8 protein-coding genes are annotated in these 13,551 nt (G+C 42.1%); 7 read left to right on the forward strand and 1 reads right to left on the reverse strand.

From position 1 onward, the window contains the following. Nucleotides 1-209 precede the first annotated feature (209 nt). On the forward strand, nucleotides 210-4,112 hold the full coding sequence (locus ACYVEA_RS21475; RefSeq protein WP_461115495.1) for a PAS domain S-box protein: 3,903 nt from the start codon (nucleotides 210-212) through the stop codon (nucleotides 4,110-4,112). A 161-nt stretch (nucleotides 4,113-4,273) separates the two neighbouring features. Here ACYVEA_RS21475 and ACYVEA_RS21480 read toward each other — a convergent pair whose 3' ends face one another. Beyond that, nucleotides 4,274-5,143: a polysaccharide lyase gene (locus tag ACYVEA_RS21480; protein WP_461115496.1), complete on the reverse strand. Its 870-nt coding sequence runs from the start codon at nucleotides 5,141-5,143 to the stop codon at nucleotides 4,274-4,276. Nucleotides 5,144-6,340: 1,197 nt separating this feature from the next. On the opposite strand from ACYVEA_RS21480, the gene ACYVEA_RS21485 reads away from it, so the two are divergent. The 6 genes from ACYVEA_RS21485 to ACYVEA_RS21510 all read left to right on the forward strand — a co-directional run bounded on the left by ACYVEA_RS21485 (nucleotide 6,341) and on the right by ACYVEA_RS21510 (nucleotide 13,514). After that, nucleotides 6,341-7,030: a polysaccharide biosynthesis/export family protein gene (locus ACYVEA_RS21485; RefSeq protein WP_461115497.1), complete on the forward strand. Its 690-nt coding sequence runs from the start codon at nucleotides 6,341-6,343 to the stop codon at nucleotides 7,028-7,030. Nucleotides 7,031-7,041: 11 nt separating this feature from the next. Then, nucleotides 7,042-9,363 (forward strand): GumC family protein, encoded by a 2,322-nt coding sequence (locus ACYVEA_RS21490; protein WP_461115498.1) that lies wholly within the window; start codon nucleotides 7,042-7,044, stop codon nucleotides 9,361-9,363. Nucleotides 9,364-9,533: 170 nt separating this feature from the next. Then, on the forward strand, nucleotides 9,534-10,106 hold the full coding sequence (locus tag ACYVEA_RS21495; RefSeq protein WP_461115743.1) for a sugar transferase: 573 nt from the start codon (nucleotides 9,534-9,536) through the stop codon (nucleotides 10,104-10,106). Nucleotides 10,107-10,121: 15 nt separating this feature from the next. Continuing rightward, complete coding sequence (locus tag ACYVEA_RS21500; protein ID WP_461115499.1) at nucleotides 10,122-11,483, forward strand: lipopolysaccharide biosynthesis protein; 1,362 nt, start codon at nucleotides 10,122-10,124, stop codon at nucleotides 11,481-11,483. Continuing rightward, nucleotides 11,480-12,127: a CatB-related O-acetyltransferase gene (locus ACYVEA_RS21505; protein WP_461115500.1), complete on the forward strand. Its 648-nt coding sequence runs from the start codon at nucleotides 11,480-11,482 to the stop codon at nucleotides 12,125-12,127. The genes ACYVEA_RS21500 and ACYVEA_RS21505 overlap by 4 nt, the downstream gene beginning before the upstream one ends. A 94-nt stretch (nucleotides 12,128-12,221) precedes the next feature. Beyond that, nucleotides 12,222-13,514, forward strand: coding sequence for a hypothetical protein (locus tag ACYVEA_RS21510; RefSeq protein ID WP_461115501.1), 1,293 nt, complete (start codon nucleotides 12,222-12,224; stop codon nucleotides 13,512-13,514). Nucleotides 13,515-13,551 lie beyond the last annotated feature (37 nt).

Genomic DNA, 13,551 nt, shown 5'->3' on the forward strand with positions numbered 1-13,551 from the left:
TTCAACTTACCCTACCAGTTGAGGCTGGACAATCGACCGGCCTCAGCGAAAAGGCCTCCACAAATAGGATCATAATGAATTGTCCAAACGTAAATCCTGTGTAATTACTTATATTTATTAGTATAGAATTTTTAATTCTTGTTAACTGCTTATTAACTTTAACATATCATCGTAAAACTGCTTTATTTTTTGCTTACTTATTGAATGATATGATTTTCCCACCTAATGAGCATGAGCGATTAGAAGCTTTACGTCGGTATCAAATTCTAGACACGCTACCTGAAAAGGCATTTGATAGGTTAACCGAGTTGGCATCTCTGATTTGCCAAGTACCCATTTCCATGGTTTCGTTGATCGATCAGCATCGGCAATGGTTTAAGTCTAAGGTGGGACTTGACATGAAAGAAACGAGCCGGGATATCGCTTTTTGCCGATATGCTATTCTGGATAGCAACATATTCGAAGTAGAAGACACCACGCAGGATAGTCGATTCCGCGACAATCCGTTAGTTCTGTCAGATCCTCATGTCCGGTTTTACGCCGGCTATCCGCTAACTGACCCCGACGGGTATGCCTTAGGTACACTTTGCGTACTGGACCGTACAGCCCGAAAACTGACCGAAAGCCAGCAACAGTCGTTAAAACTACTGGGTGATATGGCAACGGACCTGATTGTTGAACATCGGCAGAAACAGGAACTAAACTACTTCGAAGATCTCTTTACGCTATCAAATGATTTAATCTTTGTTGCGGGAAGCGACGGGTTCCTAAAAAAAATAAATCCGGCTTTTCACCAGATACTTGGGTGGGATGAAGCCTATTTGTTACGTACGCCCTTTTTCGAGTTGGTCCACCCTGATGATTTACAAGCGACCAAGCTTGAAATTAAGCACTTAGCTGACGGCAAATCATGTGTTAATTTTACTCACCGCTTTCGGTCCCAGAATGGCACTTACCGACATCTTCAATGGGTAGCAACACCCGAACCCACAACGGGCTATTTATTTGCTATTGCCAGAGATGTTACTGATGAAAAGGAAAAGGAAATCCTGCTATATCAGTCGGAAACCAAGTTCCGCTCATTCTTTGAAAACTCTCAGGGACTTATGTGTACGCATGATCTGGAGGGAACACTCATGTCCGTGAATACGTCTGGCGCTCATGCCCTGGGCTACCAGCCGGAAGAGCTTATTGGGCATCGTTTACATGAGATCACTCCTCAACCGCTGCATGAAGAACTCGACGCTTATTTGCAAACGATTCAGAAAACCGGCAGAGCCAATGGGCTTATGCAAACACGCCACAAAGATGGCTCACTGCATATCTGGTTATTCGCCAACATACTGGAAAAGGAACTAACGGGTACATCTTATATCATTGGTAATGCCATCGACATCACTAAGCGCCACCAGCTGGAGGTCGATTTAATGAGGACCAAGCAAATGCTGGAACAAACCAATGAGGTTGCCAGAATTGGGACATGGGAGGTGGATATTATCCGGCAAACCGTATACTGGTCGGCCGTTACTAAAGCTATTCATGAAGTGCCGACCGACTTCGTGCCTACGCTTGAAACAGGTCTGTCTTATTTTAAAGGAATTAACCATAAACGGCTTGTTGAGGCTTTAGACCAGGCCATCAATCAGGGGAAGGCCTACGATTTAGAGCTGGAGATAATTACAGCGGCCAACCGGCCAACCTGGGTTCGCATTGTAGGAACGCCTAAATTTGAATCAGGAGCCTGCATACGTTTATATGGCACCTTCCAGGATATTCACGAGAGGAAAACTGCGGAACAGGCATTACTTAATGAAAAACTCAGGCTCGCGGCTTTTGTGGAACATGCCCCGGCGGCTGTGGCCATGTTTGACCGAACTGTGTCTTATTTGGCCGTTAGCCGTCGCTGGCTGGAAGTTTATGACCTATCCGAGAGCGTAATCGGTTTATCTCATTATGAGGTTTTCCCTACGTTATCCACTAGCTGGAAAGCTATCTTTGACCGTTGCATTAACGGGGCCGTTGAGAAAAACGATGAGTACGTATGGCGGCCAGAGGGATGGGATCATGACCAACATTTATGCTGGGAAGTGCGGCCCTGGTATCAGTTCGACGGGTCTATTGGGGGTATCATGATGTTTACTCAGGATATTACAGAGTCCTGTCGGCAACGGGATGAATTGAAAAAAGCCAAACTACAGGCCGAACAGGCTAGCATTACAAAATCAGAATTTCTGGCCAATATGAGCCATGAAATCAGAACGCCTTTAAACGGAGTCATTGGCTTTACTGACTTGGTACTAAAAACCTCCCTCACTGAAACCCAGCATCAGTATCTGTCTATTGTCGACCAATCAGCCAATGCTTTGTTAAGCACGATCAATGACATTCTGGATTTTTCTAAAATAGAAGCCGGTAAACTGGATTTGACGGTTGAAAAAGTGGATCTATACGAAATCAGTAGCCAGGCCGCTGATATTATTACGTATCAGGCTCAGAATAAAAGCCTGGAAGTGTTGCTTAATCTACCGACAGATTTACCCCGCTTTGTCTATCTCGATTCGGTACGCTTAAAGCAGATTCTGGTCAACCTGCTGGGTAATGCCGTAAAGTTCACCGAGAAAGGAGAAATTGAGCTAAAAATCCAGGCCTTAACCGATACGGCCCAGGAGTATGTCACTTTTCGGTTTGAGGTGCGGGATACGGGAATTGGCATTAAACCTGAGATGCAGGAACGTATTTTTGAGGCCTTCTCTCAGGAAGATGCATCTACGACTAAAAAATACGGTGGAACGGGTCTGGGACTAACAATTTCCAATAAGATATTGGACTTGATGGGTAGTCGCCTGGAGTTGTCCAGTACGGTTGGTAAAGGGAGTTGCTTCTCCTTCGACATCAGACTTAAAACGGAGCCAGGCGATCCTATCAGCTGGCATGATTTAGACCAGATCCGGAACGTACTGATTGTGGATGACAACACGAACAACCGCCTTATTTTACGGCAAATGTTCGCCCTTAAACAGATTGCCGTTGAGGAGGCCAGTAATGGATTTGAGGCCCTGCAATTAGTAAGCCAGACCAAACATTTTGATTTAATCCTGATGGATTATCACATGCCCTTTATGGATGGCCTGGAAACGATTGGAAAAATCCGGACTAATTTCCCGCCATCCGAGCGTGAACAATTCATTATTCTCCTGCACAGTTCATCGGACGACGAGCGAATCAGTACCGCTTGTGAGGCCCTGGGCATTGACCATCATCTGGTGAAACCGTTAAAGATGGTTGATTTATACCGGGCCTTATCCCGCCTGGGGCGTCAGACGAATAAGCCACTGCCAGTGATAGACAGCGAGCTGGCCCTGGTCGGCTCCAGGTCCGTTAATATACTGCTGGTGGAGGACAACATGATAAACCAGCTACTTGCCAAAACCATAGTTTCCAGAATAGTCCCAAATGCCCAGATTACAGAAGCCGTCAATGGGCAGGAAGCTGTGCAGGCTTACATACGGCAACGACCAGACTTGATTCTGATGGATATTCAAATGCCAGTTATGAATGGGTATGAGGCCACACAACAGATCCGGGAGATAGAATCAGACCTCCACATTCCAATCATCGCCTTAACGGCAGGTACTGTAAAAGGGGAACGGGAGAAGTGTCTGGCGGCCGGTATGGATGATTTTATTACGAAACCAATTATTGAAGAATCGATCGCGGCCTTGTTTCAGAAGTGGTTAGGGCCTTCATTACCTGGTAAGCAAGCGGACGCTGATTCTGGCGAGCCGGATAGTCATTTTGACCCTCAGGTGCTTAAAAGTATTGCCGGTGATGATCTGGAGATTATTCGTGAGCTACTGGATGCAGCGGAGGAAGAGCTAAGAAATTCGTCATCTATTCTCTTTTCTGAGGAAGAAAAGATGAATGTAACAGGTTTAAAGGTCGCTGGCCATAAACTTCGCGGAACCGCGCTGAGTGCCGGTATGGCCGATTTGGCTCAGCTAGCTTACAAACTGGAATATATGGAAGGTTATGACGATGATGGGATACATAACTTGTCACATCAAATTCAATCGGAAATTCAACTCGTCCTTTCTTTACTAGCTGAATGCTAACCGACTGCTCTTTTCCCTCGTCGTTGTAGTGCTATCGCTTCTTTATGAAAGTTATCAAAACCAAAATGGGCTTTAACTATTTAAGCCAGTAATTGTCAATGAATAAATTCTACTTCTATTCTGTAAAAGAGCCACCCCTGATTTAAGGAGTGGCTCTTTTACTATTTATTTTTCGGAGTCTGTTGCTCAAAGGCAGTGTTATTACCCCGACCTGGTTTCACGGCATCGTACCCGGCAATTGCGCCGCCAATACGTACCTCATCGTAATAAATGACCTTCTCGGCGTAGGTATCCTTACCCATCCAGCAGTAAAGACCACACTTCCAGTAGGGTTTATTGATTTGTGGATAGCCAATGTTAATGTTCTGCTCATTCATGATTTGTACTCCATCCTGCCAAACCTGTAGCTGTCCCGAATTTCCATCCGGCGCCCATTTGATATGCACCACATAATCAACCCAGCGGTCAAATGAAGCTAACCCCAGATCCACTCGTTTGCTGCTGGTAGGCGACTGTAGGAGTTTGACAATCGGTTTGCTCGAAGCTGCATAATATAGATACAGATGATTAGACTGGACTTCGATACATAGAGGAGGTACAGTATCTGAAAAGCCGGGATCGGGCACTCCATGCCACTGACTGACGATAGCGATTTGATCATCATTGGCCATCGACGACGAAGGCATGTAAGAGCTGTACCCGTACCAACGCTCGGTTTCGCCAACTGGCAAGGGAACAGTCGATAGTTCGGAATGCAGCATTTGATTGGTGCCATCCATCTGGCTTGGCTTCCAGCTAATGCGAATTGCATGTTTCCCAACCCGCTTCTGTTCTGAGGAAATGTAACCCGCCGTTTTTGTCCAAAATTGGGCTTTCCAGAAGGAAGCAACCCAATTACCCTCGAAACCGTCTATATCTAAAAGAGAAGCGTCTTCACGAGCGGATGCCTGGGCTAGGCTTTCAGGGGTAATTGTATCCGACTTTGTACAACTACTTAAGCTTACTACAGCCGATATAAGAATTGATAACACAACAAATCGAAGATATTGGTAGGTAGTAGCGGGATAAGTCTTCTTTCTTTCAAAATGTTTATTGAAAGCTACTGGAGGAGAGGTTAAAATAGTCACGTAGGTACATCAGTTTTATAATTTAGACTGATTAGCCTACATACTGTCACATCACCTCTTGCCAGATAAATCCAATTATATGAAAAAATTTCTCCTATAAATAGTTGATAATCTGGGGTATATAAATTACCGAATACAATTAACTCAAATTAATCCTATTCTACTAGTTACTGATATGTATATTTCAAACATAATTTATTTACTTATCAACTTTTACATATATAAAATATAGCGCTCATTTATTAATCATATATATTTTGTTTTCCCTTTTGAGAGACACTTATAACTTACAATTGGTCACTTTATATGTATCAAGGAATTGTTTAATTTTCTTATAATTTTAATCTGTTTTTAATACACCTCCAATGCTGCCAAGGCCTTTCTAATGCGTAAAGTGCTAGGTAGAACACCTAGCACTTTAGCTCTTGCCAACTCGTAGTTGAAGAAAACAGGTAGCATGTTATTGACGTCGATAGGTCGGCATCAATGTAAAAAGTATAAGTACACAACCAAGCACCATTGGCAAGTGGAAGGCTACGTAGCGTAACGAGTGTAGGACAAGGTCTGCCGAATTAATTAAATGCAGATAACTCCAAGCCAAAGTTAAGAACAGAGAAAGCCCCAACTTGGTAAGTTCTTTCCAGTCGGATGAACCCACCAGTTGATCCGTCTAAAGATCAACGTTTATTTGGTCAGCCCTAATTCCCCATCTCCATCAACCTCAGTTACTAAAAATTCTTGTTAAGATCCTTTTGTTTACTTATAATTATTTTTGTAAATAAAATATTTACTATAATCTTTTTAAACTAACTATACAATGCTATATTTGTGTTAGTCGATACGTCAATAATCATCATGTAGCTGTGTAGTTAACACATTTCAAAATAGGTATCTCTTAAGCCGGAAGCCAATGTCAACCTTATGAAAACTTAAAAGAATCTATAGTCAGTAAGTAAATAACCCGCTGGTAACCAATCTATAACTTGCATGCGTTTATTGAAAAAATTTACGAAAGTACAACTTGTAGTAACCTTATTAATACTGCAGCTAACTGTTGGATGTACCTCGTCACGTCGGTTGATATACTTTCAGGGCCCTCCATTGGCAACTGATACGTTAAAAACAGCGAGTCGATTTGTACCAGTCATACAGCCAGGAGACATTATATCTGTGCGGGTGAGTAGCTTAAGTCCGGAAGCAACTACGTTTTTCAACCCGATGGCAACCTCCCTCCTTCCATCGGACCGGTTGTTGACACCATCTACGATAAGCTCTCTACCCGAACTGTCTGGCTATCTGGTCGATCCGGCCGGTTCTATCGAGTTACCACTTATCGGTAAAATTTCAATAGGTGGATTAACTACGGCTCAGGCAGCTGATCGTATTCGTGGGCAGCTGAAGGAATACCTAAAAGAACCAACGGTAAACGTCCGAAATCAGAACTTCCGGGTTTCGGTCATGGGGGAAGTGGCTCATCCCTCCCTATTCACGATTCCGAATGAGCGAATTACACTGTTAGAAGCCCTGAGCCTTGCTGGTGACATCACCATCTATGGCCGACGTGACAATGTGCTGCTTATCCGCGAGGAGAACGGGCAACAAAGCTTCATCAGACTCGATCTTACATCACGGGATCTGTTTCATTCACCCTACTACTATTTACATCCTAATGATGTCCTATATATCGAACCTGGCAAGGCCCGTGTGGCCAATGCCGACCGAACGTATCAACTTCTACCAATTGCCCTAAGTGCTTTATCCTTTTTAGCTATCATATTCAGTCGCTTCTAACTAGTATACATATGTCTGAAAATGTTTATTCTTACACGCCTTATCAGGCTTATAGTGCTGAACAACCCAATCTACGGGTAATAATGCTTCGCTACCTGAAGCATTGGAAATGGTTCGTTTTATCATTGCTATTAACTATTGCTGGTGCCTATGTTTACTTAATGTACCAGACGCCCATCTATAAAATTCAGGCGAGTCTCCTGATCAAGGATGATAAAAAGGGGCTGGATGGCGAGAATATTCTGAAAGAGATGGACATTCTCAAGCCTAAAAAAACGGTTGAGAACGAAATTGAAGTCGTCCAATCCTATACCTTAATGGACAAGGTCGTTGAACATCTCAATCTTGATGTTCAGTATTTTAATTCAACGCCTACCATTGACAAAGAGATATATAGCGCAGTGCCAATCCGTTTGGTTGTGGAGCAGCCAACATCGGCGATCTATGAAGATAAACTTTTGCTTACGTTTATCGATGGTCAGCACATACGTATCAACAATCAAGCTTACCCAGTAAACCAGGCAATTAACACGCCATACGGCCGGTTACGGGTTATTACCCGGCAACCGCTAACAGCAGCGATCGAGCCAATCAAAGTTAAGGTATCGCCCCGAACAGAAACGGTGAATGGCTTTCTAAAGCATCTGACTGTAGAAACCACCAGTAAAGCCTCGACAGTACTGGAGATAACACTCGAAGAAGCGGTACCGGCCAAGGGGGAAGCTTTGCTGAAACAACTTATTGACGAATACAACCAGGCTGCCGTGGTCGATAAAAATCTGGTAGCAGCCACGACACTGGAGTTTATCGAAGAGCGGCTTAAACTCATTTCAGGTGAGTTGACAACGGTTGAAAAAGACGTTGAGCAGTACAAGACAAAGCAGGGAATAACGGACCTAGGCCTGCAGGCCCAATCATTTCTCGAAACGGTACAGGCCAATGATGCGCAGCTTAATCAGGTGAACATCCAGCTGAGTATGCTGAATGATATTGAAAAATACGTCAATACCAAAACCACTACCCGGGGTACCGTACCCGCTACCCTTAATTTGACTGATCCGGTTCTGATGGGCCTATTAACGAAAGTATCTGAGCTGGAACTTCAACGGGATGCCATGACAGGTGTGACGTCAGAGCGAAATCCGATCTTTCAATCGCTCAACAGTCAGATCAAACTGACTAAAGAGAGTATAGCGGAGAACATACAGACGATAAAACAACAGCTAAATAGTACACGTAGCCAACTGAGCATGACGAATCGTCGGCTTGAGGGAATGGTTCGTACGGTTCCCCACAAAGAGCGGGCGCTGCTGAATATCACCCGGCAACAGGCTATAAAAAACAACCTGTATACGTATCTGTTACAAAAGCGAGAAGAAACAGCGCTGTCATATGCATCTACGTTACCCGACAGCCGTATTATTGATATACCGCGCCACGATGCTAATCCGATCAAACCAGTTCGCAAAATGACCTTTGTGTTGTTTGGTCTTTTTGGCTTGCTGCTACCAATTGGCGCTATGGCTACCCGCGATGCCCTGAATAACCGGGTTCGTCGGCGGTCTGACGTGGAAGATGTGTCAAAGGTCCCTATTTTGGGGGAAGTCGTTCAGTCCAGTGGATCAAAAGCGCTGGTGGTGGTATCACGTAGCCGCACGGTCATTGCTGAACAGATTCGGGCGTTACGTACGAATCTGCAGTTTCTGCGAAGTAATCCGACAGGTAGCCAGGTCCTGTTGTTTACGTCGAGCATTAGTGGCGAAGGCAAGTCATTTATGTCGCTGAACCTAGGAGCCAGCCTTGCTTTAGTCGATCACCCGACGGTAATTCTGGAAATGGATCTGCGGAAACCGAAGCTGCACTCGTCACTGGGCATGCGCAATGGCATAGGCATCAGCAATTACCTGATTGGAGAAGCCACCATTGATGAGATTCTGCAGCCGATTGAGGGGTTTGATAATTACTTCCTGATCAGTAGCGGTCCCTTGCCACCGAATCCGTCTGAATTGCTCACGGGCCCTTATCTGCCTAAGCTACTGCTTGAACTACGGGAGCGCTTTTCATACGTCATTATCGACTCGCCCCCCATCGGGCTGGTCACGGATGCGCAAATCATTGCTCCTTTTGCCGACGCAACACTCTTTATGGTTCGCCATGATCTGACACCCAAGCTGTGCCTCAAAATGGTCGATACACTCTATAAAGAACACCGTTTCCAGAATCTGAATGTTATTCTGAACGCGGTTGCCGACGGTGAATCGTACTACTATAGCTATAACTATGGTGGCTATTACAATGATGCAGAAAAACCTGCCCGAGTAATTCGCAAGTAAGGCTTGACCAGAATTGTTCCCCGTAACCTCATTGTGGTAAATCAAGAGAAGCAAAACCTAGAATTCTTATGCTTAGTAATGCCTCACTCTCCAACACCAGATCGTACATAGATGAGCCAACCCAAACCTTCACAACCACCCTTTCGTATAAAGGGTGGTTAAGAAAACGGTTGTTTGACATCGTCTTCTCCTTGCTAATTAGCTTATGCATATTACTGTGGCTGATTCCGCTACTGGGCCTTGCAATAAAGTTAAATTCGCCGGGACCGATACTGTTTGTGCAATTACGCACTGGCCGCAATGGTCGACAGTTCCGGTGTTTTAAACTCCGGACGATGATCATGCGCCAGGACGTAGTATTTCAGCAAGCTACAAAAGACGACCCACGTGTCACAAAACTGGGGAGGTTGCTGCGTAGGACCAACCTGGATGAACTACCTCAGTTTATGAATGTACTGATGGGGCATATGAGTCTGGTTGGGCCACGTCCGCACCCCATCCCATTAGATGCCCAACATTGGCATACGATGCCAAACTATACGGAACGATATAGCGTGAAGCCAGGTATAACTGGGCTGGCTCAGGTGCGCGGTTGCCGGGGCGAAACCGATACACTTATGAAAATGGCGCACCGCGTTCGCCTGGACCGCTGGTATATCGCTAACCGTTCATTCGGACTTGATCTTAAAATCTGCTGGTGGACGATAGCCAAGATGCTGCAAGGCGACGATAAAGCTCACTGACAAGTACCTTCACCTATGATTACCGCCATAAGAAATCGATTCGTTAATTTTTTCATTAACGGTCATGAGCGAACGCTTACTGCGAAGAAGAACATTGCCATGTCCTTTCTGGTAAAAGGGGGTAGTATACTCATATCCTTGTCGCTGGTTCCACTGACAATTAACTACGTTACACCAGCTCAGTATGGCATTTGGCTCACGATAAGTTCTATCATTGGCTGGTTAAACTTTTTCGATATTGGACTGGGCAATGGCTTACGAAACAATCTGGCTTACTCGCTCGCAACTGGGAAAATTGACGAAGCTAAATCATACATCAGTACGACTTACGTAGCCCTGGCAGTAGTTTCCAGCCTGCTCTTTTGCTTACTTTTCATTATAAATCCTTTCGTTAACTGGCATCTGGTACTCAATATACCAGTAAATGAACTGACAAATATTCAAGCCATTACGCTTATTGTCATCGGTTGTTTTTGCATCCAGTTTGTTGTTCAGACGATAACAATAGTATTGACGGCTACGCATCAATCGGCAAAAGCTTCATTGATCTCCTTATTAAGTCAGTTTGTTGTTTTAATTATAATTTTTATCCTATCAAGGCATCAGACCGGAAGTCTGTTAACATTAGTTACCGTACTAGCAGGTGTTCCACTTTTAACACTGCTTGTAGCTACAATATATTTGTATCGGCATTCACTTAATTACATCGCGCCAACCTTAAAAAAAGTAGATCTTAAGATGGCAAAAGGCCTGCTCAAAACGGGAGGTGTTTTCTTTGCCATACAGATCGGCGCATTGGTATTATTCCAAACGGACAATATAATAATTACGCAGGTATTGGGCCCAGCACATGTAACGACGTTCAATATTTCGTATAAATTATTCTCAGTCATTACAATGGGCTTTACCATCATTGTAACGCCCCTTTGGAGTGCATTTACCGACGCCTATGCGAAAAAGGACTTTGAGTGGATTAATGCTTGTTTACAGAGAATGAAGAAAATCTGGCTTGGTTTTACTATTGCAACAGTATGCCTGCTTTTTCTATCTCCTCAAATTTATACGATCTGGATTGGCACTAGAATTCCAGTCCCGATAAGCCTTTCGGTAGCTATGGCAGTTTACGTCGTCGCTTATACGTGGCAGACAATGCACGTATTCCTTCTTAATGGGACAGGAAAGGTTCGATTACAATTAATACTGGTTACGCTAAGCGCCTTATTAAATATACCGCTGGCCATATTCCTAGGTAAATTATATGGACTACCGGGTATAATTAGCGCCAATACAATTTTCTTTATTGGCATGGGAATCACCTTCTCAATTCAGTGCAGCCTGATTACGAAACAGACAGCTACTAAAATTTGGGCACAATGAACTTTATAAAAAATTTATACAATTTCATAAAGCACCTTTCTCAACAGACTAAAATAGACTGGAGCTATAACTTACAGATAGAAAGAGAGTGCTATATAGATAAAGGAACTAGAGTTAACGGAAGTCATAATTTTTTCCGAGCAAAGATAGGTTTCGGGTCCTTGATTGGGAAGAACGCTAATATTTCCTACACAACTATTGGTAAATTTTGCTCAATCGGTCCAAACTTCCTATGTGGGTGGGGTATTCATCCAACCAATGGCATTTCAACAAATGCATCGTTTTATTCAACTGCAAAACAAAACGGATTCACTTATAGTAAAAGCGATAAAATAGAAGAGCGAGAGCCAATAAAAATCGGAAATGATGTGTTTATTGGCGCTAACGTAACAGTATTGGATGGAATAACAATAGGTGATGGAGCCGTGATAGGTGCTGGTGCTATTGTAAGCAAAGATATCCCACCATATGCAATTGCTGTTGGCGCTCCAATTAAGGTAATAAAATACCGTTTCACGCCAGAAATAATTGAGGAATTGCTATCTATTCAATGGTGGGATAAAAATGAAGAAACGTTAAGAAAAGTAGAAAAACATTTTTGGGAAGTAGATCTATTCTTAGAAGAAATGCGCGAAAAGGTATAAAGGCATTTTAAGAAAAGAGTTTCCAATAATATTTTTTTTATAATAGATATCATCTTGAGCAATAATTTAACCAAGCTAATCGAGCAGAAATATCATGAGTCTCATTAAAAATCGACCTGCAGACATTGTTTTGGCATTTTCACTAATTGCTGTATCTACCATCCCATTTTTCAAAAGCCCGATTGGTGTTTTTTTGACAATAGTATGTATAATTTATTTAAGTAAAAATCTATTGGATACTATAAAAATAGAAACATCTTCCTTTCTACTGATTATATTTATTTTAGAAATTTATCATGCCACAACTTTCAGAAATTATGAAGGCTGGGTCGTTAGACAAATTTTACTTTTTTTCTTCATAAGTATATTTACTATTTATTATTTGAAATTAAACTTTTTAAATATTTATATTAGAATAATGTATTCAATAACCCTAATCAGCTTTGCTTTCTATTTTATTTATCTAATCAGTCCAAGTATTGTAATTGGTTTTGCAAAGAGTATGCCATCACTATTTACGAAAAATTTTATAATTTATGATGACACGTATGAAAGGGTTAATCCAATAATATACAACTTTGATCATAACTTTTACAAGGGTAGAAACAATGGTCCATTTTGGGAACCTACAGTTTTTGCTTCTTTGCTTCTTATTGGACAAATATTTAATTTATTACTAAACAAATTTATTTTTAATAAAATTGGCATTGTATTTTCTATAGGAATTTTAACAACACTATCGACAACTGTCTTTATTGCCTATTTCATCCTGCTAGTAAGCTACTTTTTAATGGATAGTAGATTTAAAACAGTGTATAAAACTATCCTTCTTTTTATTAGCATTTTTATTGGATCATTTTTATTTGCAAATTTATCTTTCCTCGAAGAAAAAATTAATACTGAATTTTCGGAGATCGACAGTAATATTGACAAACGAGGTGACTCTCGTATGGCAAGCGCTTTATTAGATTTAAGTGAAGTAACTCAAGAAGATATATTTCTTCTTCTAGGAAAAGGTAGTGCTAAGTATTCTAGAATTGGTGGAACGGATAAGGATGCTTTACGAAACTGTGGTGTAACTGCGTTACTTGTGGAATGGGGAATTCCGTTTTTTCTACTTTATGTAGGACTATTATTTTATTCGTTTTATACATTAACTAAGTATTACCAAATAAATGTACTATTTTCATTCACATTTACTTTTATCATTTTACTAATGTCTTTTAGTGAAGTATTCCTAGACTTACCTTTATTTCACGCTCTAATCTTTATTGGATTAATGATGAAAAGGTATTATAAGGACAAGCATTATATACCAACCAACTATGTAGTAAGATCAGAAATTGACATTCAACATCAATTTTACAATAAACAGTTGAGTCAATAAGATTTAACACAGTTATGTTATAATTTCTTTTATAAAA

The sequence above is a fragment of the Spirosoma jeollabukense genome (genome assembly GCF_054777855.1).